At 73.4% G+C, this 21,338-nt stretch carries 19 protein-coding genes; 8 read left to right on the forward strand and 11 right to left on the reverse strand.

The window, feature by feature from the left end:
• Window positions 1-321: 321 nt before the first annotated feature.
• The gene (locus J2S41_RS22695) at window positions 322-1,695 is read right to left on the reverse strand and encodes a hypothetical protein (protein WP_310370268.1); all 1,374 of its coding nucleotides are present in this window, start codon (window positions 1,693-1,695) and stop codon (window positions 322-324) included.
• A gap of 210 nt (window positions 1,696-1,905) precedes the next feature.
• Here J2S41_RS22695 and J2S41_RS22700 point away from each other — a divergent pair, with 210 nt between their 5' ends.
• Window positions 1,906-3,099 carry a cytochrome P450 gene (locus J2S41_RS22700; protein ID WP_310370270.1) on the forward strand — a complete coding sequence of 398 codons (1,194 nt, stop codon included), beginning with the start codon at window positions 1,906-1,908 and terminating at the stop codon, window positions 3,097-3,099.
• A 9-nt stretch (window positions 3,100-3,108) separates the two neighbouring features.
• Here J2S41_RS22700 and J2S41_RS22705 read toward each other — a convergent pair whose 3' ends face one another.
• Window positions 3,109-3,552 (reverse strand): SSI family serine proteinase inhibitor, encoded by a 444-nt coding sequence (locus J2S41_RS22705; protein ID WP_310370272.1) that lies wholly within the window; start codon window positions 3,550-3,552, stop codon window positions 3,109-3,111.
• A gap of 123 nt (window positions 3,553-3,675) precedes the next feature.
• The gene (locus tag J2S41_RS22710; protein ID WP_310370274.1) at window positions 3,676-5,070 is read right to left on the reverse strand and encodes an FAD-binding oxidoreductase; all 1,395 of its coding nucleotides are present in this window, start codon (window positions 5,068-5,070) and stop codon (window positions 3,676-3,678) included.
• A 105-nt stretch (window positions 5,071-5,175) separates the two neighbouring features.
• Here J2S41_RS22710 and J2S41_RS22715 point away from each other — a divergent pair, with 105 nt between their 5' ends.
• From J2S41_RS22715 to J2S41_RS22725, 3 genes are read left to right on the forward strand one after another with little or no spacing between them, the layout of a single operon-like run.
• Window positions 5,176-6,009 (forward strand): helix-turn-helix transcriptional regulator, encoded by an 834-nt coding sequence (locus J2S41_RS22715; RefSeq protein ID WP_310370275.1) that lies wholly within the window; start codon window positions 5,176-5,178, stop codon window positions 6,007-6,009.
• Window positions 6,010-6,052: 43 nt separating this feature from the next.
• Window positions 6,053-6,913: an alpha/beta fold hydrolase gene (locus J2S41_RS22720; protein ID WP_310370276.1), complete on the forward strand. Its 861-nt coding sequence runs from the start codon at window positions 6,053-6,055 to the stop codon at window positions 6,911-6,913.
• 52 nt (window positions 6,914-6,965) lie between these two features.
• The gene (locus tag J2S41_RS22725; protein WP_310370277.1) at window positions 6,966-7,955 is read left to right on the forward strand and encodes an acyltransferase domain-containing protein; all 990 of its coding nucleotides are present in this window, start codon (window positions 6,966-6,968) and stop codon (window positions 7,953-7,955) included.
• A 305-nt stretch (window positions 7,956-8,260) separates the two neighbouring features.
• Here J2S41_RS22725 and J2S41_RS22730 read toward each other — a convergent pair whose 3' ends face one another.
• A complete protein-coding gene (locus J2S41_RS22730; protein ID WP_310370278.1) occupies window positions 8,261-9,271 on the reverse strand; it encodes a macro domain-containing protein in 1,011 nt (336 codons plus the stop codon).
• Between the two features lie 293 nt (window positions 9,272-9,564).
• On the opposite strand from J2S41_RS22730, the gene J2S41_RS22735 reads away from it, so the two are divergent.
• A complete protein-coding gene (locus J2S41_RS22735) occupies window positions 9,565-11,259 on the forward strand; it encodes an AbeC-like domain-containing protein (protein ID WP_310370279.1) in 1,695 nt (564 codons plus the stop codon).
• Window positions 11,260-12,300: a 5'-methylthioadenosine/S-adenosylhomocysteine nucleosidase family protein gene (locus tag J2S41_RS22740; RefSeq protein ID WP_310370281.1), complete on the forward strand. Its 1,041-nt coding sequence runs from the start codon at window positions 11,260-11,262 to the stop codon at window positions 12,298-12,300. It abuts the gene before it with no gap.
• A gap of 144 nt (window positions 12,301-12,444) precedes the next feature.
• On the opposite strand, the gene J2S41_RS22745 is transcribed toward J2S41_RS22740, so the two are convergent.
• The gene (locus J2S41_RS22745) at window positions 12,445-13,740 is read right to left on the reverse strand and encodes a hemolysin family protein (protein WP_310370283.1); all 1,296 of its coding nucleotides are present in this window, start codon (window positions 13,738-13,740) and stop codon (window positions 12,445-12,447) included.
• A gap of 226 nt (window positions 13,741-13,966) precedes the next feature.
• Here J2S41_RS22745 and J2S41_RS22750 point away from each other — a divergent pair, with 226 nt between their 5' ends.
• The gene (locus tag J2S41_RS22750) at window positions 13,967-14,614 is read left to right on the forward strand and encodes a TetR/AcrR family transcriptional regulator (protein ID WP_310370285.1); all 648 of its coding nucleotides are present in this window, start codon (window positions 13,967-13,969) and stop codon (window positions 14,612-14,614) included.
• Here the strand turns inward: J2S41_RS22750 and J2S41_RS22755 are convergent.
• The 4 genes from J2S41_RS22755 to J2S41_RS22770 all read right to left on the reverse strand — a co-directional run bounded on the left by J2S41_RS22755 (window position 14,589) and on the right by J2S41_RS22770 (window position 18,394).
• A complete protein-coding gene (locus J2S41_RS22755) occupies window positions 14,589-15,524 on the reverse strand; it encodes a S66 peptidase family protein (protein ID WP_310370286.1) in 936 nt (311 codons plus the stop codon). The genes J2S41_RS22750 and J2S41_RS22755 overlap by 26 nt on opposite strands.
• Window positions 15,525-15,694: 170 nt before the next feature.
• Window positions 15,695-16,672 (reverse strand): ion transporter, encoded by a 978-nt coding sequence (locus J2S41_RS22760; protein WP_310370288.1) that lies wholly within the window; start codon window positions 16,670-16,672, stop codon window positions 15,695-15,697.
• A 53-nt stretch (window positions 16,673-16,725) separates the two neighbouring features.
• Entirely contained in the window at window positions 16,726-17,682 is a 957-nt protein-coding gene (locus tag J2S41_RS22765; protein WP_310370290.1) for a glycerophosphodiester phosphodiesterase family protein, read from the reverse strand.
• A gap of 55 nt (window positions 17,683-17,737) precedes the next feature.
• Complete coding sequence (locus J2S41_RS22770) at window positions 17,738-18,394, reverse strand: response regulator transcription factor (protein ID WP_310370291.1); 657 nt, start codon at window positions 18,392-18,394, stop codon at window positions 17,738-17,740.
• A 6-nt stretch (window positions 18,395-18,400) separates the two neighbouring features.
• Here J2S41_RS22770 and J2S41_RS22775 point away from each other — a divergent pair, with 6 nt between their 5' ends.
• Window positions 18,401-19,432, forward strand: a complete 1,032-nt coding sequence (locus J2S41_RS22775; RefSeq protein WP_310370293.1) for a sensor histidine kinase — start codon at window positions 18,401-18,403, stop codon at window positions 19,430-19,432.
• Between the two features lie 21 nt (window positions 19,433-19,453).
• Here the strand turns inward: J2S41_RS22775 and J2S41_RS22780 are convergent, their stop codons facing one another.
• Both J2S41_RS22780 and J2S41_RS22785 read right to left on the reverse strand, forming a co-directional pair.
• A complete protein-coding gene (locus J2S41_RS22780; RefSeq protein ID WP_310370295.1) occupies window positions 19,454-20,074 on the reverse strand; it encodes a hypothetical protein in 621 nt (206 codons plus the stop codon).
• A 501-nt stretch (window positions 20,075-20,575) separates the two neighbouring features.
• Window positions 20,576-21,316, reverse strand: coding sequence for a TetR/AcrR family transcriptional regulator (locus J2S41_RS22785; RefSeq protein ID WP_310370298.1), 741 nt, complete (start codon window positions 21,314-21,316; stop codon window positions 20,576-20,578).
• Window positions 21,317-21,338 lie beyond the last annotated feature (22 nt).

Genomic DNA, 21,338 nt, shown 5'->3' on the forward strand with positions numbered 1-21,338 from the left:
GGTCGCACCGGCCGCACCGGACGCGGGTAAGCAGGGCAGAGGCACCGAACACCGACCGCGCTCCGCCGCCTCCGCTCTGCTCACCGCCGCATCGCACCGACCGGCAGCGGTCCACCAAGCGTGCGGGTAAGCAGAGCAAAGGCACTGGAAACCGGCTGTCCCCGGCACCGGCTCGCATTCCGCCGCACGCCGCCAACCGGTGCCGGGCCGCGTCACGCAGGGGCGTAAGCAGAGCGAAGGCCGCCGGAGCACCCCGGGTCGAGCGGCCGGCGGTGGACCCGCCCGGGGACGGGTGCCGGCCGGCGGCGCGGGCCGTGGTGGTCAGCGGCGTCTTCGTGGTCGGGGGCGGCGGGACCGTCCGGGGTCGCGGTGGGCGAAGGGGTCGGAGCGTGGGGCGCGCTGGTGGGCCGGGTCATGGGTGGGGCCGGTGGGGGTGAGGCCGGCGCGGTACATGCCGTAGACGAGGCGCTGGTGTGCGGCGGCCCGCAGTTCGTGGCGGAGCGGGCCGTCGCGCAGGGTGGCGGCCGGGCCGAGCAGGGACTCGACCGTGCGCAGTGCGCCCTCGGTGTCGCCGTGGTCCAGGCGGGCACGCACGTCGTCCAGGGTGGCGGGGTGCCGGTGCAACTCGTCGATGACGCGCAGGCAGGGCAGCGGCGTGCCGGTCAGCGCGGCCAGCAGTTCCTCGCGCCTGATCTCGGCCGGGTCGTGGTCGAGCGGCCGGAGCACTCCGTCCACCACCCCGATCCGGTGGTCGGCGTCGCGGCAGCGCACCGTGCGTACCGTCGGCGGCGGGGTGGGGGCCGGGACGGGACCGGTGGTGCGCCGGCCGGGCGCCAGGGCGGCGGCGACCAGCGGATGCAGCTCGTCCGGCGTGATCATGCCAGCGCGCAGCAGCGTGAGGTCGGGCGGCTGCCAGACCGCCGCGTCCGGCAGCACCGGCAGACCACGCCCGCGCGCCGGGACCAGCACCGGCGGCGCGTCGCCCGGGATGCGCAGCACCAGGTGCTCGTGCGCACCCAGCCGGATCGCCACGGCGCCGCCCCGGGCCCGCGGCAGCAGGGCCGCCTCGGCCACCCAGCGGTCGACCGCGCACCCGCGCTCCCGCAGCCGGTCGAGCCGCACCGGATCGCCGGGCGGAACCGGCGGCCCGGCATCGCGGCCGGGCGCGGCCGTCCCCGGAAGGCCGGCGCGGGACCGCAGTTCCGGGGCGCGCCGGGCGTCCCAGAGGTGGCGGTGCAGGTCGAGGCGGAAGCGGGGATGTGGATGCCGCCCCTCGCCGGGCCGGGCGGACCACAGCGCGAGGCTGATCCGCTGCCCCGCGTCCGCCCAGGCCGGTGCCGTGCGCACCACCAGCCACAGTGGGCCGTCGGCGGCGGCGTAGCGGGCCAGGCCGACGGTCAGCGCGGGGCGGAGCAGGCCGTCCGGGGCGACCCGGGGCAGGTGCCAGCGCAGCAGGTCGGGGGCGAGGTGCCGAAGGTCGGACCGGAGTTCGGCGGCGAGCGCGGTGCCGTGGGTACGCGCGACGGCGCGCACGTTCAGGTCGACCTCGACGCGGGCCGCCGCGCAGGCGCCCGCCCAGTCACCGGCGCGGCGACGCGCGTCGGCAGACTCGATCATGGAGGGCGGCACCGCGTACGCGCGGATGTGCCGCCAGAGGCGGAGGCGTGAGTCCGTGTTCACGGCCGGGGAGCGCATCAGCACTCACCTTCGGTGAAACGGGCCCCCAATCTGCGAAGAGTAGGAGTCTTCATCGTCGCGAACCGTACCACGGCGGCCGGCCGGCGCGCGCCCGCCACGTCGGCCGGCCGGCCACCGCGAGAGGGACACCTTACCGTCCACAGTGCACGGCGCTCGCACCGTACCGACGCATTCCGCTCTTGGTAGTTGATGCGGCACACTCGGTGAATGCCCTACCTCGACGTGCTCGCACCGTCGTTCAGCTTCACCTCGCCGGAGACGCTCGCGGCGCAGGACGCGGGCTGGTACGCGGACAGCCCGATCGGCCCGGTCGTGCTCCGCTACGCGGAGGCCAACGACCTGCTCCGGGACAAGCGCTTCGACCACGGCGGGGAGGGCTACCTGCTGCGCAACGGCGTGACCGGCGGGCCGATCCACGACTGGTACGTCCCGATGATCGTCAACCATGACGGCCCGGACCACCGGCGGCTGCGCGGCCTGGTCGGGCGCGCGTTCACGCCGCGGATGGTGGAGTCGCTGCGGCCGTTCATCCGCGCCCGGGCCGAGCGGCTCGCGGACGAGATGACGGGCGCGGACGGTGTCGAGTTCGTCGACGCGTTCGCGGACCGGCTGCCGCTGGCCGTGATGTGCGAGCTGCTCGGCGTGCCCGCCGCGGACTACGACGTGTTCAGCCGGTGGTCCTCCGACATCGGCCTGGTGTTCGGCCTGGCCAACGGCGGGGACACGGTCGCGCGGGTGGAGCGCGCGGTGGCCGGCCTGGACGGCTACGTGGACGAGCTGATGGACCGCAAGGCCGCGGCGCCGGGCGAGGACGTGATCTCCGTGCTGCTCGCGGCCATGGCCGAGGACGGCACGGCCAGCCGCGACGAGGTGCGCAACCTGCTGGTCACGCTCGTGTTCGCGGCCCACGACAACACCCGGCACCAGTTCTCCAACTGCATCGTCACGTTCGCGGAGCACCCGGCGCAGTGGACCCTGCTGCGCGACGATCCGTCGCTGGCCGGCCGGGCGGTGGAGGAGTGCATGCGCTGGCGCCCTTCGGCGGGCAACCTGTTCCGCCGCGCCGCGGTCGACCTGACGTTCCACGGCGTGGACATGCCGGCCGGCACGTTCGTGACCGCGGCCGTGCTCACCGCGCAGCGCGACCCGCGGGCGTACCCCGGCGGCCGGGTCTTCGACATCACGGCCACGCGCGAGGCGCCGCTGCTCCAGTTCGGCGCGGGCCCGCACTACTGCCTGGGTGCCGCGCTGGCCCGCACCGAACTGCTCGAGGCGCTGCCCGTGCTGGTGAGCCGCTTCGGCCCGCCCGAGCTGCCGCCGGAGCCGCTGGACTGGCGCCCGCCGCTCGGCACCCAGGGCCCGGAGTCGCTGCCGATCCGCTTCGCGAGCGCGCCGGCCTGACCGCGGCGCTCAGCGTACGCGCGAGGTGAAGACCGTGCCGGCGGCGATGCCGAGCTGGCACGCGTTGCCGAACGTGCGGCGGTCGTTGACCGCGCGCGTGCCCCAGTAACCGGTCGCGGCCGCGGTCACCGGGCGGTAGTCGGCGGTGCAGAGCACGCCGTCGCGCGGCGGCAGGTTGAAGACGTTGCCGCCGACCTTCTGGAGCGCGGTGCAGGCGGCGGCCGCGGACGGGTGGTTGCCGCCGGCGGGACCGCAGGTCAGCGTGAGCGGCGGCGCGGCACGGCGGGCCGTGTCGTCCGTGATCACGGTGAGCGTGAGCCGCGCGTACGGCCGGGTGGCCGCGCTGCTGCCGGGCCGTCCGCCGGGCTGGTGGGGCGCGGCGGGGGCGGCGCCGGGCAGCAGTGCGACCGTGGCGGCCGTGGCCAGGGCGGCGGCCGCGAGGTGGCGGATCATGACAACTCCCGAGGTGAGACGCGGACGAACAGGTCCGGTCTACTCCCCGGCCGGGGGCATGTCCGCTAAACCGGGCAAACTAGTACGTTGTGTCCGCCATCTTCACCCGTCCGGCCACCGCCGTCACGCGGGAGGGATGTTGTGATTCGCCCGGAAGAGGTTCCCCGGGTCGTACACCTGCTTGATCTTCGAGAGGCGGTCGTAGATCTCATCGCCGTAGGCGGCGCGCACCTCCGCCGGCGTGGCGCCCTCGTCCACGGCGGACAGGAAGTTGGCCATCTGGCGGCCGTGCGCCCACGGCGACACCGCGTCCAGCACGCGGCCCAGGTAGCCGCGCAGCTGCGGCAGCGCCTCCGGGCCGCCCACGCCGAAGCCGAACAGCACGAACGGCATGCCGCGGGTGGCGACCGCGTTCGGCGGCTCCGGCCGGCGGTCCAGCGCGCCGCCGAGCGCGCGCAGCTCCACGCTGACCAGCGGGCAGCCGGTGCCGGGGCCGACCAGCGCGAGCAGCGCGTCGACCGCCTCGGCGGGCAGGTCGCGCAGGCCGGTCGTGCGGTCCACGTACGGCAGCGGGCCCGGCGGGTCGGTGTGGATCAGGCCGACCTCCGCGTACGGCCGGTCGCGCACGCCGTCGACCAGGATCGGCGCCGCCCCGCGCATCGGCGCGAACACCCGCTCGCCCTCCGCCGCGTCACCGATGAACGCGAACCGCAGCGCCACCACGAACGCGCCGCGCAGCGGCTCGGGCAGCGCCGGGTCCGGGGGCAGCCGCTGCACGGCCACGGACGTGGTCGCGGACTCCGGCAGCGCGGGCGCCCAGGTGCGCCACGCGTGCAGCAGCGTGGGCGCGTGCTCGCCGGCCACGAAGACCGCGCCGCCGTAGAACCGGGTCACCGGGAACAGCTCCACCTCCAGCGCGGTGACCACGCCGAAGTTGCCCTTGCCGCCGCGGACCGCGAAGAACAGGTCCGGGTCGGAGTCCGCGGTGACGCGCCGGGCGTTGCCGTCCGCGGTGACGATCTCGACGGAGCGCACCGTGTCCGCGCCGTAGCCGTACAGCCGGCCGAGCGTCGGGCTGTGGCCGCCGCCGAGCAGGTATCCGGTGGCGCCGACGTGCGGCGCGGAGCCGTTCACCGGGGCCAGGCCGGCCGGCGTGGTGACGGCCAGCACCTCGGACCAGAGCGCGCCGCCGCCGATCCGCGCGGTGCGCGCGTCCACGTCGACCGTCACCCGGTTGAGCCGGCGCAGGTTGATCAGGACGGCGCCGTCCGCGCCGCGCACCTGGTGACCGGTGGTGAGCGTGGCGACCGGCAGGCCGTGCTCGCCCGCGAACCGGATCGCGGCCGCGACGTCCCGGCCGCTGGCGGCACCGACGACCACGGCCGGGCGCATCGGCGTGTACGGGTTGTAGGTCGCGCACTCCTCGTCGAAGCCCGCGTCGCCGGGCGCGGCGACCAGCCCCGTGACGGTGGCCGCCAGCGCCGCCACCGCCGCCTCGTCGATGCCGTGTTCACTCACAGGTGGTGCCTCTCTGCCGATGCGAGCCCGGTGCACAGTGCGATACGTCGCTGCTCGGGCACCAGTTCATCGACTGCTCATCCGGCCACCCGCTACCGTGTGCCGATGACGATCGCGCCTACCACGCGGACCGCCCGGCTGGCCGAGCTCGGTGACTTCCTCCGGCGGCGGCGGGACGCGCTGACGCCGCGCGAGGCCGGGCTGCCGGACGGTGGGCGGCGGCGTGCGCCCGGGCTGCGGCGGGACGAGGTGGCCGCGCTGGCGCACCTGTCCGTGACCTACTACGAGCGGCTGGAGCAGGGGCGCGGCCCGCACCCGTCGGCCGCCACGCTGTCCGCGCTGTGCGGCGCGCTGCGGCTCACCGGCGATCGCCGCGAGCACCTGTTCCGGCTGGCCGGGCAGGCGGCGCCGCCGTGCCCGGACCCGGACGGCACGCCGGACCCCGGCCTGCTCTCGTTACTGCACGCGAACCCGCTCACGCCCGGCTACCTCTCCGACGACCTCGGCACCGTGCTCGCGCAGAACACGCTCAACGTCGCGCTGTTCGGCACGTTCACCGGCCTGCCCGGCTGGGCGGGGAACCTGGTCTGGCGCTGGTTCACCTCGCCGGCCTGGCGGGAGCTGCTGGAGCCGGGACAGGACCACGCGGAGACCGCCCGGGCGTACGTGACGGACCTGCGGGCCGTGGCGGCGCAGCGCGGGCACGACGAGGCCGCGGTCGCGATCGTCACCGACCTGCGCGCGGCCAGCGCGGAGTTCGCCCGGATGTGGGACGAGCACGACGTGTCCGCGCTGCACTGCTCCGCGAAGCGGGTGAACGGCCTGCACCTGGACTGCGTGGTGGTCACCAGCCCGCACTCCCGCCAGCGGCTGTTGCTGCTGCACCCCGTGCCCGGCACCGGCACGGAGCAGCGGCTCGCCGCGCTAGCCACGTCCTAGTGGTGCGTGGTTGCGCCGGGCGCGCGTTCCTAGCGTGTCCGGCGTGAGTGACAACCACCTGAACCCGATCGTCCTCGTCCCCGGCTTCTGGCACGGCCCCTGGGCCTGGAGCCCGGTCACCGAGCGGCTCGCCCGCCGGGGCGTACCCTCGCTGGCCGTTGATCTCGATGGCGGCGGCCTGCGGAGCGGGTCGCCGGCCGCGCGGTGGGCGCGCCCGTTCGACCCGGCCGCGTTCGCGACCGCGCCGTCGCCCGTCGCGGACGTGACCGCCACCTCGGCCGCGGAGACGCTGATCGCCCAGTTGCGCGGCCTCGGCCGGCCCGCCGTGGTGGTCGCGCACAGCATGGCCGGCATCGTCGCCACGCGCGCGGCCGAACTGGCGCCGGAGCTGTTCGCGGAGCTGGTCTACGTGGCCGGGTACGCACCGGTGGCGGGCATGCCGGGCGCGGCGTACGTCGCCGAGCCGGAGAACGCCGGCTTCCGGATCGGCGCGCTGCTGGCCGCGGACCCGGCGGTGACCGGCGCGCTGCGCATCGACCCGGCGGACCCGGACCGGCGCGCCGCGATCCGCGACTGCTTCTACCACGACGTGGACGCCGCGACCGCGGACGCGGCGATCGCGCTGCTCAGCACGGACGGCGGCTTCGGCATCGCGGGCGAGGCGTTCCCGGTGACGCCGGAGCGGTACGGCCGGGTGCCGCACACCTACGTGCTCTGCACCGAGGACCGGGTGGTCCCGCCCGCGCTGCAGCACCGGTTCGCCCGCGAGATCGACGCGGTCTCCGCCCGCCCGGCCACCGTGGTCGAGCTGAGCACGTCGCACTCGCCGTTCCTGTCCGCGCCGGACGCGCTGACCGACGCGCTCGTGGCCGCCCACGACCGCGCCACCGTCCACCATGGCTGATCACCGGCCGTTCCGGCGCACCCCGGGGGCCGCGGCTGGTTAGGATCAACGCGTGCAGTTGGAGGACATCGCCGCCCGGCTCGGGGTGCCGTTCGAGGACGTGGAGCGCGTGCACCGGCTCGCCGGCGACCTGCCGTCGGCCCCGCTGCCCGCCAAGGCCGACGCGCCCGCGCTCCTCGACCGGCTCGCGGTCCGGCCGGACGACGCCGCCGAGATCATGGCGGGCTGGCCGGACCCCGGCTCCCCGCTGTGGACCGAGGAGCTGCGCTGGCTGCTCGACCGCTCGATCGCGCTGGTCCGCGCGGACCTCGGCGGCCACGGCTGGCTGCTCCCCGGCCCGGAGCTGCCCCGCGACCGCGGCCCCGCCTGGCTCCACCTGTACGTGTACGCGTATCTGGCACTGACCGGCGTGGTGCTGGCGTACCACCGGGAGCGCGGCATCCCCGAGACCGTGTCCTGGGCGACGCTGGCGGACCTGGGCCGCAACCTGGCGATCGACCGGCGGATGCACCGCGAGGGCTGGCCGGTCATGCAGGCCTGGCTGACGCTGCACGCCCGCGGCGGCCTCTACGAGCTGGGCCGGTTGCAGTACCAGCGCGGCGGCACCGCACTCGACCTGCACATCCCCGAGTCCGGCCCGCTGACGCCGGACGCGGTCTCGGCCTCGCTCGACCGGGCCCGCGCGTTCTTCCCGCGCCACTTCCCGGACGAGCCCTACACCGCGTTCGCCTGCGGCTCCTGGCTGCTCGACCCGCAGCTCCTGGAGTACCTGCCGGAGGACTCCAACATCATCGCCTTCCAGCGCCGGTTCGCGCTGGAGCCGTACGAGGAGCCCGAGGGCCTGGACGCGGACGTGGAGGTGCTGCGCTTCGTGTTCCGCACCCTGAACACGCCGCTCGACCGGCTGCCGCGCGACACCGTGCTGCAACGCGCGATCGTCGACCACCTGAGGTCCGGCCGTCACTGGTACATCCGCCGCGGCCGCTTCCCCGTCCAGCCCGAATCCGGCCCGGCCCGGCCGCCGCGGACCGGCCGGTCCTGATTCTCGCCCGGTCGTTTCCCGCCGGGAACCCGCACGATTCGTATTCGGATCACCGCGAGAACGGCATGCTCCGGAAGAGACCGACATTGCTACCGCATCCGCAGATACTCCTTCGGTAATGCGATGGGGGAACGCCAGCGAATGCGTCGGCGACCGGTTATCGATAGAGAGTTCTCGCCGATTCGGCATATCGAGCGGAAGACTCGGGAAGGTATGCCGAGCCCGCGCTGGACCGCGTCGCCGACACTCTCCGGAAAAACCGGTCCTCCCCGCCGCGAGTCGATCGTGCAGCGCAGTTGCGGAAGCTACCGTCCGAGGCCGATTCCGGCGGTCCGAAAAGCGGTCTGGCACGCCGCCAGGTCGAGGCCGGAGTAGGCAAGAAAGAGAATCCCCGACACGGCGGCGCTCGTCGTGAAGCGCAGGTATTCGCGGGCCGCGGCCACCAGCCGCACGGCGATCTCCCGCCGGTCCCCGCCCGCGCCACCCGTGCCCAGCAGCGGGAACAGGACCGTGAGATCCCGTTCTTTCAGCTCCTCCACCCGCCGCATGACGGCGGGGACACAGCGGCCGATGTCGCTGATCGGCCGTGAACCCAACCCCGGCTCGGCCGACACGGCGGCCGCGTGCGCGATGTAGCGGACGTTGTTGCGCACGGCCAGTTCGCCTGAACCGGTGACGATCACGGAACCGGCCGGCACCGGACGCCGCCCGGCCACCTTCGCGTCCAGTTCGTCCGCGATCACGTCGTCCACGATTCGCCCCAGATCGTCGTGCCGAGCGCCCAGATACCGAATGACGGCGGACACCGAGAAGTCGATGAACCGGGCCATCATCATCTCGGTGTTCTCCGAGTTGACCCAGACCTCGGCACACCGGACATCGCAGATGTCCCCGGTGACGACGCCGACCGTACGGGTCCGGCCGTCCACGTCGGAGACCACTTCCTGCGTGAATATCCGCTGCTCGGGCAGCTTTCCCGGGTGGATTCCACCGTTGCCGCCCCGGCTTCGCGCGGCCCACAGCCTCGCGTGCTCCCGGCGCCATCGATTCAGCAGTTCGCTACGAAGTTCGGAGTCCTGACCGTGCGTGGCGGCCAGGCACACGCCCACTATCGCCCTGACGATCTCCCAGCGCGGCGGCGCGACGATCCGCCCGTTGAGGATCTCGAACAGTCGCGCACGGCCCACCGGGATGTCGTTGTGCGCCGCCAGATACGCCTTGGTGAGTCCGGCCTCCTCGCGCAGCAGGTCAAGGCGTCGACAAAAGTCACCTAAAGTATCGGCGCCAGCACTTTCGGCACCGCCGGTCGAGATCATTCCGTCTCCCCCCATCCGGAGACCGGACGAAACCAGACGGGCCTTGAGCAGGCCGCACGTCAAGGAAACGTCCGTCTTGGTCCAGATTTATTGCATGCGCGCAGCGGATCGCGCCACTGTCTCTAGCGACTCTCCGCGATGGATCAATACGCGCCTCAGCCGGAGCGCGTACGTGTATCAACCTCGAGGCGACAGCACAAGCCTAGTGGACGAGCAAGCCGGACTCGCATGAATGAACGGCCGATATCCGCATCCGGAAAGACCTGCGCGAGCGGGCCGATGGGGGGAACGCGATGACCATCATCCTAGATCAATCAAATTCACATCATGATGATCAATTCTACGAACGCTCTCCGATGCGCACAGTCGATCAATTGATGTGCGCCGCCGCGCACAACGTCGATAGATTCGCCGGGTACGTCACATTCATGCTGCTCCACCGTCTCCAGGCGGGATCGCCGTCCTGCGCCGACGATCCTGTGGCGCTGCTGCGGCACGCCGTGCGGGCCGACCGGCTGCGCGTCGCACGGGACATCGCGCTGGCCGTCCTGGTCGTCGTGACGATGGGTGTGGACGTGGCCATGATGACGACTCGGTCCGGCGTCCACGTCGCGACGGCGACGACCCTGATCGTCGCCGGGATCGTCACCGGCCGCCGGGCCATGTGGCTCGGCGTAACCGCCTGCTGCTCCTGGGCCTGGCGGAATCGAGGGCATCCCCGAAGCGGCTTCGCCGTGGCCCTGGCCGGGGTCGGCCTCATCTCGCTCACCGTCGTCGCCTGGGAGGTGCAGGCCTGGCGCTACCTCGTGCCCCCGGCCGCCGCGCTGCTCACCGGCTACGTGATCGTGGCCGCGGAACGGATGATCGCGCATGGCCGGGCCGCCGCGATCCTCGCGCCGGGCGCGCCGCCGCCCGGTGAACTCGCGCCGCCGCTGCCCGCCAAGCTCGAAACGCGCATCGCCCGGCTGGCGACGATGAACGTCGTGGTCTACGCGCAGTCGCGCGCCCCGGCGCCGTTCGTCGGCAGCGGCATGCCGGTCCGGCCCTGGAACCTCGCCTTCGACGTGCGTCGCGGCGCGGACGACGGCAACAACGGGGAGAAAATCTTCAAACAGTTCGATCTGGCCGCCTTCCACCGCTGCCTGGAGGAGTCGTTCGACATCGAGTGCCGGATGGAGAGCACGACCGCACGGCAGCTGACCACCGGGCACCGGCTGTACGTGGACGGCCGGCACGTCCACCGGATGCCGGACCTGTCGCCGGAACGGGCCTCGATGCCGATCGACACCGTGGATTGGGCATATCTGAGCGACGAACTGCGCCATCCGGAGCGAGCCGGCAGCCGTCGCGTCTATTTCTACATCCAGGAGTCGTGCCGGGGCGGGGAGCTGGTCGTCGCCATCTATCTGCGCGCGACGCTGACCGGTGGCAAGCTGTCGATCGAGATCGTGCCCCAGGTCATCCCGCCGTTGCACCCGAACTTCAAATCGGCGGCCGGGCAGGTGAGCGTCCGCCGGTGGAACCGCGTCGTCGACTCGCTCCGCTTCGCCGTGTTCCGGGCGCCGTCGGCGATCGTGGACAGCGTCGGCGCCTGCGCCGTCCGTCTCGGCCGGGCGGCGGCCTACCGGAGTCGCCGGGTCACCCGGCGGCTCGCCGAGCGGCTGGGCCGGACGGGAGACGTCGGCGCCACCATGTCGATCCGCGAAGGCGTGGCCTGGACCAGCCCGGACGACTTCGACCACTTCGTGGTCAACGACCTCATCCAGATCAACGAGCACCTTCAGGAACGGCTCATCGCCACGGTCAAGGCATACCTCGACCGGCTCGGGATCGACACGTCGTGCCTCGAGGAGACGGTTCGTATCAACACCACCGTGCAGAACTGGCACATCGGGAACGTCCGCGCCGACATGGTCGGCTTCGGCAACAACAACTCGTTCAACGGTCCCGGCCCGCTGGCCGGCGGCGGAGCCAATGGGGGCGAATAGATGAGCCAGACGTTCAACGTCAACACGGTGAACAGTGACAACGTCCAGATCGGCAACCACAGCGTCATGTACGCGCGCCACCTGGACGCAACACCCGTCCGCGAGGACGGGCCGACGATCGCGCTGGCGACCGCGCTGCCGGAGGAGTTCGCGGCGATGTACGGACTCCTGGACCGCCCGTCCGGACCGTTCCCGGTACAGGACGATCATGCGATCTACGTCCGCGGTAGCCTGCCCGGCCCACACCCGAATTCATCCCACGACGTGGTCCTGACCCTGCTGAAGGACACCGGGAACGGCGCGTCGGCGGAATCGACCGCGAACCTGGCGCGTAGCTTCCCCTCCGTGGTCCTGGTCTGCATGGTGGGCGTGGCGGCCGGGGTGCCCGCCCCCACGAAGCCGGACCGGCACGTACGGCTCGGTGACATCGTCGCGGCGACCTGGGGCATTGAGGACTACGACCACGTCGTACAGACCGACGACGGCGCGCGGCCCCGCCAGCCGTTCCCGCGCCCGTCGCCGCTGCTCGTCAGCGCCGCCCAGTACCTTGCCGCCATGGAGATTCGCGGTGAGCGCCCCTGGCTGGACCTCATCGACCGAGCGCTGACCGCGCTGCCCGCCCACGCCCGGCCGGACGGGACCACCGACCGGATCTACGCCGCCGACTCGGACCGGGTGATCCCGCACCCGCCCATGAGCCGGTCGGGTCACCTGCCCGGCCGGCCGAAGGTCCACCGAGGCCTCATCGGCAGCGCCGACCGGGCGCTGCGTAGCGCCGCCTTCCGGGACGCCGTGGCCGCGAAGACCGGCATGATCGCGTTCGAGATGGAGGGAAAGGGGCTCGGCAGCGCCGGCTTCGCCAACGGTCTCCAGTGGTTCGTGGTGCGTGGCATCAGCGACTACGGCGACGCACGCACCACTCTCCGCTGGCGCGGCTACGCGTCGACGGCCGCTGCCGCCTACACCCGGGCGCTGCTGGGCCACTGCGCTCCCCTGCTGCCCCGCGGCGGTCGGCCACAGGCCGCCGGCGCTCGGGCCTGACCGGACTCGCCGGCAGGCTCACGGCCGGGTGAGCGCGCGATCGATCGGCTGGTCCGCCGCGCGAACCGGAGTGGCGCCCGGTGAGCCCCGCCGCGCCGGCACGACGAGCACACCGTGCGCCACCACGCAGGAAAACGGGTGCGGTCAGGCCTCCGGGGACTCCGAAGCGGGAGGTGGCAGGGTACGGATGCGGAGTTTCGTGATGGCGTGGCCGGTGATCTCGACGACCTCGAAGGAGAAGCCCGCCGTCTCGACGATCTCGCCGGGGGTCTTGGGGATGTGGCCGAGGCGGGCCAGGACCAGGCCGGCGACCGTGGTGTAGTCGCCGTCGTCGTCGGAGGCGGGGAGTTCGATGCCCAGGTCGGGGAGGTCGTGGATGGGGAAGCCGCCGGGGAGGAGTTGGGCGCCGTCGGGCTCGCGGACGACGGAGAGGATGTCGCGGTCGGTCTCGTCGTAGATCTCACCCACGATCTCCTCGACCAGGTCCTCGATGGTGATGATGCCGTCGATGGCGCCGCGTTCGTCGACGACCAGCGCGAACTGCTGGTGCTGCTGGCGGAGCTGGCGCAGCGCGTCGGAGACCTTGAGCGTCTCGGGCAGGAAGACGGCGGGGGAGGCGAGGTCGCGGACCGGGCCGGTGGCGTCGTAGAGGTCGCGCAGGTGGACCATGCCGAGGACGTCGTCGAGGCCCATCGGGCCGGTGACCGGCGCGCGGGAGTGGCCGGACTCGATCAGCATGCGCAGCGCGTCGTGAGCGGGGGTCTCGGCGCGCAGCGACGTGACGTCGCGGCGGGGGACCAGGATCTCGCGGAGGATGCGGTCCGCGATGTCGAACGCGCCGCTGATGATGGTGCGCTGTTCCGGGGAGAAGTCGCGCTGCGCGGTGATCATGTCGCGGATCTCCTCGGTGGAGACCTCCTCACGGCCGGCGCCGGGGTCGCCGCCGGTCAGCCGCACCACCAGGTTCGTGGTGGTGCCGAGCAGCCAGATCACCGGGCGGGACACGGTGGCGAGCAGGTCCAGCGGGCGGGCGGCCAGCAGCGCCCAGCCCTCGGCGCGCTGCATCGCGATCCGCTTCGGCGCCAGCTCGCCGATCACCAGCGTGACGAACGTGAGCAGCATCGTGACCAGCACGATCGCGACCGGCTCGGCCGCGTCGCCGAGCACGCCGAGCGGTGCGATCAGCGGCCTCGCCAGCGAGGTGGCCGCGGCGGCGGAGGCGAGGAATCCGGCCAGCGTGATGCCGATCTGGATGGTGGAGAGGAACCGGTTCGGGTCACGGGCCAGCCGGGCGAGCGTCCGGCCGCCGCGGGACACCTTCTCCAGGCGCTGGAGCTGGCTCTCCCGCAGCGAGATGAGCGCCATCTCGCTGCCGGAGAAGGCGGCGTTCACGAGCACCAGAATCAGGACAAGCGCGATCTGCGCTCCATAGCCACCCACGGTGAGCCTTCCGGGTACGAACCGACGTGCGGAGAATGATCCACATTCTGCCAGCAGTCCTGTGACTACCCGGTTGACCTAGGCATACGCGGCGTGGCCCGCCGTGACGCGGTACCCGGGCAGGAGCGTCCCCGGGCAGCGCCCACCGGAGCGGCCGCCGGCGGGCCGCGGTCCGCCGACCGCGCCGGCACGCGCCTGGAAGACTCGCGGTGAAAGGAGGCGCGAGGTGACGGCGAATCCGGTGCGGGGCAGCGCACGCGCGATGGCCACCCGGGAGACCATTCTCGCGGCGGCGGAGCGGCTGTTCGCCGAGCGGGGTGTGGAAGGGGTGTCGAACCGGCAGGTGAGTGAGGCGGCCGGGCAGGGGAACAATGCCGCGGTCGGCTATCACTTCGGCACGAAGACGGATCTGATACGGGCGCTGGTCCGCGATCGGCAGTCCGGTGTGGACATCATTCGGCGGCGCATGCTCACGGCGCACGCGGACAGCACGGACCTGCGGGACTGGGTGGCGTGCATGGTGCGGCCGTTCACCGAGTATCTGGCGGAGCCGGGGGCGCCGAGCTGGTACGCGCGGTGCGTCGCCCAGTTCATCTCGCACCCGCTGCTGCGGGACGTGATGATCGAGGACGCGCTGGCGGCGCCGGAACCGCGGGCGGTGGCGGACGGGATCGAGCGGCTGCTGCCCGCGCTGCCGCCCGAGGTCCGCGCGGCCCGGTTCGACATGGTGCGCACGCTCGTGCTGCACACCTGCGCGGAACGCGAGCGCGCGGACGCGGACGCGGCGACCTGGGACGCTACCGCGACCGCGCTGATCGACGCGATCGTGGGGCTGCTGACCGCGCCGGTCAGCGGACGCCGGCCGACACCGTGAGCGTGCCGGCCGCGACGTCGATGGTGGCGGGCGCGCCGATCGGGACCGTGAGCTGGCCCTTGCCGTGGCCGATCCGGAGGCCGCCGAGCACGGGTACGCCGAGCGTGCCGAGCCGCTCCGCCACCACGGCGGCGGCGCTGGGCGTACCGGCGGAGGCGGTGAACTGGCCCACGGCGACGCCCGCGATCCGGTCCAGCGCACCGCTGCGGATCAGCTGGGTGAGCATGCGGTCGTAGCGGTACGGCGCCTCGTTGACGTCCTCGAACAGCAGGATCGCGCCGTCCAGTTCGGGCAGCGAGCCGGTGCCCACATCGGACGCGATCATGGTGAGGTTGCCGCCGATCAGCGGGCCGGACGCGGTGCCGTCCACCCGGACCGCGGCGCTCGGCTCGGCCGGGTCGCGGGTGAGCACGATGTCGTCGCAGGTCATCAGCGCGCCGCGGAGCGATGCGATGGACGCGGCGCCGGTGCGCTCGTCGGTCCAGGCGGCCAGCGGGCCGTAGAAGCTGACCAGCCGCGCGTCCCGCCACAGCCGGCTGTGCAGCACGGTCAGGTCGCTGAAGCCGACGAACACCTTCGGGTCCGCGCGGACCGCGTCGATGTCCAGGCCGTCGATGATGCGCTGGGTGCCGTACCCGCCGCGGGCGCCGATCACCGCGCGCACGGCCGGGTCGCGGAACGCGGCGTTGAGGTCCCCGAGGCGCTGCTCGTCCGTGCCGGCCAGGTACCGCGTACCGGCGTAGACGTGCTCGCCGTACTGCACGACCAGGCCGAGCTGCTCCAGCACGGCCTGCCCGCGGTCGAGGCGGGCGTCGCCGGGATGCGCGGTCGCGACGATCCGGACCACGTCACCGGGTACGAGCGCGGGCGCGCGCCGCACGCGAAGGGCGGTGAGGTTCGGGGCGATCATGGGCGTCTCCCGGGTGACGAGGCGTCGATGAGGCCGCCATAGCGCGGTGATCACCAGGGTCGGCGCGGGCACCCGCACCCGTCAACCGCGCGATGTCCCCTTCGGCCGCATCCGGCAATCGGCGGCCCGGTGCTGTGCTTGAGCAGCATTCATGTGCTGCGTGAAATCTTTCAACGGCCGGCCCGGGCGGGCTGCGCGGGCGCGGCCGGGCCCTGCCGCGGCAGCCGGCGCTCCACGTCGTCCAGGATTCGCCGCACCTGCGCGAGCTGGTCCTGAATGGACGGCTCGCCGGACCCGGACGTCGCCGCGACCGCCTGGTGCGCGGCGGCGACCGCGGCCTGGCCCGCCGCGAGCGCCGCCTTGCCGGCCGCGCTCGCCGCCCGCTCCGCCGCGTCCGCGAGCCGCTGCGTCTCCTCGGCCGTCGGCTGCTTCGACGCGGCCATCTCCTCGTGCGCCTCCTGCAACGTGGTCAGCACCAGGCCGACCAGCAGGTTGGTGAGCAGGTAGCAGGCGGCGACCATGTAGGACACGTAGTAGAGGACGGCCCACTCGGTCACCTCCCGGCCGGCCACCAGCGTGTCCGTGATGCCGTCCAGCGACAGCAGCAGGAACAGCGTCAGCATGGCCTCGCCGACCGTGCCGTACCGCTCCGGGAAGGCCTCGCCGAACATCATCCAGCCGAGCATCGCGTACGCGTAGAGGACCAGCACGGTGACGGAGAGGAAGCCGCCCAGCCCGGGCAGCGCCCGCCGGATGCCGATCAGGATGACGCGCAGGCTGGGGAAGAGGCGGAACGTGCGGACCATCCGGGCCAGGCGCAGCAGGCGGAGCAGCGTCACGTTCTCCCGCACGCCGGGCAGCAGCGGCGCCACCACGATGAGCAGGTCGAAGACGTTCCACCCGTCGCGGAAGAACCCGGCCGGCGCGCGCAGGTGGGCGCCGAACCGGACCAGCAACTCGGCGACGAATCCGGCCAGGCAGAACCACTCTATGCCGCTGATCACCGCGCCGAACGACGCCACCAGCGGATCGTAGGTCTCCAGCCCGAGCGCCAGCGCGTTCACCACGATCAGCACCAGCCCGGCCAGGTGGAACCAGGTCGCCTCGACCGCGTCCGTACACGCCTCGGCGATCTTGGTGGTCGTCATCGCTCTCCTCGGCCGTCGTTGCCGAGCGCAGCCTATGACATCGTGGACGGTGCTCAGCGGCGGGCGGCGATGCGGTCCACCCGGTTCGTCCACAGCCACCCGGACCAGCCCTCCGGCACCTCGGCCAGCGACTGCGCGGTGTCGAAGCCCTCGGACCACGGGCCGTCGCCGGCGACCAGCACCACGCGCGTGTCGGCCGCGCGCATGCGGTCGACGAAGAGGTTCGGCCAGCCCCAGAGCAGTCGGCCGTACCGGGCGGGCAGGTGCAGCTCGATGTGCCGGCACGCGCCGGGCACCACGCCGGTCGCGCCGACCGCGAGGTACGCGACCAGGCAGTCCGTCATGATCTTCTTGGACGCCACCCGGAAGCCGGGCAGCTCGGCGCGGATCACGTCCATCGCGGTGTCACCGCCGTACGCGGCCATGGTCGCGCGCCGCTCCGGCGTGAGCGAGCGCAGGTAGGCCGCGACCGGCGCGCCCTCGTCGTCGTTCTTGACGTCCAGCAGCAGCTCCCGGTCCGGGAACGCGGCCACCACCTCCTCGACCGCGGGCATCAGGCCGACGCCGGTGCCGCGCAGCGGATGGGTGGCGCCGCCGTCCGCGGTGTAGCCGTAGCCCAGGTCCAGGCCGCGCAGGTACTCGTACGGGTGATCCGCGACCGCACCGCGGCCGTTCGTCCGGCACTCCAGCGTGCTGTCGTGGAACACCACCAGCCGGCCGTCCGCGCTCACCTGCACGTCGAACTCCAGCATGTCCGCGCCGGCCGCGAACGCCGCGCGCATCGACACCAGGGTGTTCTCCAGGTACGCGTGGTCCGGCGGGTGGATCCGGCTCGCGGTGCAGGTGTCGTTCGCCACGCCGTCCAGCGGGAACGTCTGCGCGATGCCCCGGTGCGCCAGCAGCGGCGGATCACCGTCCCGGCCGCCCCACAGCCGCGAGCTGTTGACGACGGCCACGGTGGCGGCCAGCACGACCAGGACGGCGGCGGTGATCAGGAGCTTTCGTCTCACCGGGGCAGCGTGCCACCGTCCCGGGCGTGCCGGAACCGGCGAACGATCTAGTCCCTTAGGGCAGGTCGCGGGCGAGCAGCGCGGCCTGGGTGCGGCTGGTCACGGCCAGCTTCGCCAGCACGCTGCTCACGTGCACCTTCACGGTGCGCTCCGCCAGTGACAGGTCCCGGGCGATCTCCTGGTTCGACAGCCCGCGCCCGATCAGCGCCAGGACCTGCCGCTCGCGCGCCGTCAGCCCCCGGCTACCGTCCCGGCCGCCCACCCCTGGCCGGGCCGAAGACCGTACCCCTGCGGGCTCCGGCTCTTGATCTTTGCCCCAGAGCAGGCGGGCCGCGGAGGAGCTGAGCGCGGTCACGCCCGCGTGCGCGCCGCGCACCGCCGCGGCCAGCTCCGCGCCGCCCGCGTCCTTGAGCACGAACCCGGCCGCGCCCGCCGCGAGCGCACGCCGCACGTCCGCGGCCCGGCCGACCGTGGTCAGCATCAGCACCGGCGGCGCCGGCCGCGGCAACCGGCCCAGCACCCGTACGCCGTCCTCGCCCGGCAGGTAGAGGTCGAGCAGCACGACGTCGGCCTCGTGCCCGGCGAGGAAGCCGAGCAGCGCGGGGCCGTCCGGCAGCTCCGCCACCACGTCCAGGTCCGGCTGCGCGCCGAGCACCAGGCCCAGCCCTTCCCGGACCAGCGCCTGGTCGTCGACGACGACAACCCGGATCATGTGCCCATGCTATTCACCGCGCTCCGACGGTACGGCGCCCCGCTCACCGACGTGGCCCTGACCGGCGCGACCGCGCTTCTGTTCGCGGGCTCCGGCACCGCGGTCTCGGTGCCGCTGGCGGTCGCGCAGGTGGCGCCGCTGCTGGTCCGGCGCCGGTTTCCGGCCGCGGTGCTGGTCGTGGTGGCGGCCGCGACCGCCGTGCACACCACCGCGGGCATGGCCCGCGCGGTCGGATTCCTGCCGGTCACCGTCGCGATCTTCACGGCGGCCGCGCACCGCACCACGCTCGCCCGCTGGATACTCTGCCCGGCCGCCGGCCTGGCCGTGGCCGCCGCGAGCGGGTCGCGGCACGGGCCGGTCGAGGGCGTGCTGCTGGCCGCCGTCATGGTGATCATCGCGTGGCTGGCCGGCGTCGAACGCGACGAGCACCTCCGGCTGCGCCTGGAGGCCGCCGCCTCCGCGGACCGCGAGCGCCTGGCCCGCCGCGTCCACGACACGCTCGCCCACACGGTCACGATCATGCTGTTGCAGACCGAGGCGCTGCGCGCCACCGCGCCGCTCGGCCCGGCCGATCAGCGCCGGATCGACCTGGTGCTGTCCGCGGGCCGGGAGGCGCTGGCCGACGTCCGCGCCGCGCTCGCGGACTCGGCCCCCACGCTGGACCTGGGCGATCGACTCGCGCTGCTGCGCGCGTCCGGCCTGCGCGTGCCGGAGTCGCTGCCGCCGGAGTTGGTCACGGACCTGGAGCCGCCGGCGCGCTCGCTGGCGTCCCGCCTGGTCGGTGAGGCCGCCACCAACGCACTGCGCCACGACGGCCCCGGCGCCCGGCTCTCCGTGGCCGCCACCCGCGCCGGCACATCGCTGATGATCCGCATCGTCAGCTCCGGCGGCCCCCGCGCGACGCCGTCGACGGCGACCTCGGGCTTCGGCCTCGAAAGCCTCTCCCAGGACATCACCGGGTACGGCGGAAGCCTGCACTACGGCCCGTCCGGCGACGCGTGGGAGGTGGTCGCGGTGCTCCCGGCCACGACTCGGTAGCCCTCGGCCGCGGCGATGGACTCAGGAGGGGTCGGCCGCGCGCCTGCGCCGGCGGGAGAGCCACTCGGCCAGCGCGGCGGCGGAGACGGTGACGACCGCGCCGGCGCCGCCCGCGACCACCGCGATCCGGCGGCGGCGGGAGTTGTCCCGCTCGACCGCGTCCGCGCCGGCGAGCGGCACCACGGTGATCTTCGCGCCCTCGGTGAGGCCCAGCGACTGCTGGCGGGCCACCACCTCCTCGCCGATCAGCCCGTCCATCACGTCGATGACGCGCCGCGCCTCCGCCTCGGTGTCGGCCAGCACCTCGATCGCGATGATCGCCGCACCCGTGTTGATCACCGTGACGGTCCACTCGCCGCGGTAGCCCCGCTCGTACAGGTCCTCGGCCAGCCGCGGGCTGTCCAGCCGTACCGTGATCACGTCGGCAAGCGTGACCGGGTTCCACGGATTCGTCGTGACCGTGTCCCCGATCGCCGGGCTGTACTGCTCCCGCTGCGGCAGCAGCGTCACGTGCCCGGTCACCTTCGCCTGCTGCGGAACGCCGAACATCGCCCACGCGACCGCAGCTACCGTCAGCAACATCAGCGGCGCGGTGACCGGCCACCGGCGCAGGATGATCCTGCCGACATCCGCGAAGTCCATCGTTTCCCCTCGTCACGGCATTATCCCGCGCCGGGACCGTACCGCGCTTTCCTGTGATCTCGTTGTGAGCCCCTACGCTGGGTGACTGCGCACCCTCGGCACCCGGCCTTCTCCCGCGGCGTGCGCCGGCCACACCCACGCAAGATCAACGGTCGAATGTACGTCAGCCACGTTGCCGGCGCCCCATAACGCGACTGGCCGTTGATCTTGGGGTGTTAGGGCGCCGCGCGGCGCTGACATCCCCCGGCCGGTCCGGCCTGGCCGCATCCGGGATGCGGGTGCGCCGCGACCAGCGGTACCGCCGATATGCCGAAATATCGAGCGCTTGCGCCCGGCCATGCGAGGCCGCGAGTTAGCGCCCGCCGGGGCCGGCAGTCGCCGGTAATCCCGGCCGGCGGATGACCCCACTCAAAACCGGCGGGCGACCGAGACCTGGACCGGCAGGTGACCGCCGGCCGGTGGCCGAGGGCGGGACCGGTGGGTGGGTGGGCCCCGGGCGGGTCAGGTGGTGGTGAGGCGGTCGAGCCATTCGGCGAGGAGGGTGCGTTCGCCGGGGGTGAGCGGGGTGAGGTCGGGGAGGGAGGCGCGGAGGGTGATGGCGGCGCTGGCCACGTTGCCGGTGGCGGCGGGGGTGGATGGGGAGGACGGGGTGACGATGGTGGCGAGGACGGACTCGCGGGCCATGGTGGACAGTGTGAGGTCGCGCTGGTCGGCGGGCATGGCGATCAGGGAGAGTGTGATGCCGCGGCCGGCCGCGTGGATGAGGTGGGCGGCGCGTTCCTCGCTGACCCGGAGGCGGCCGGCGCGGGCGACGCGCTGGACGATCTCGGCGAGGATCTCGCCGGACCGGCGGGCGGCGGTGGGCTCGGAGCCGGGGCTCGGGTTGCCGAAGATCAGCGTGTAGAACGCGGGCTGGGCCAGGCCGAAGCCGACGTGCAGGTCCCAGCCGGCACGCAGGTCGTCGACCGGGTCGTCGTGGTGCGGCATGGCGACCTTCTCGGCCAGGTAGGAGGCGAGGCCGTAGCTGCCGGTCGCGTCCAGCAGGCCGCGCATGTCGCCGAACTGGCGGTAGATCGCGGGCGCCTGCACGCCCGCGGCGGCGCTGACCGCCCGGGTGGAGACCGCGTCGCGGCCCCCCTCGGCCAGCAGCGCCGCGGCCGCCTCGACGATTCGCTCCCGTGTCCCCTTCACCGGCGCTCCGGAGGTCTGCGGGGCGTCGGTGGAGGGCGGGGAGACGTGCATGGCGCAAGGGTACAGCGGGTGG

The organism is Catenuloplanes atrovinosus, assembly GCF_031458235.1.
Taxonomy (GTDB): Bacteria; Actinomycetota; Actinomycetes; order Mycobacteriales; family Micromonosporaceae; genus Catenuloplanes; species Catenuloplanes atrovinosus.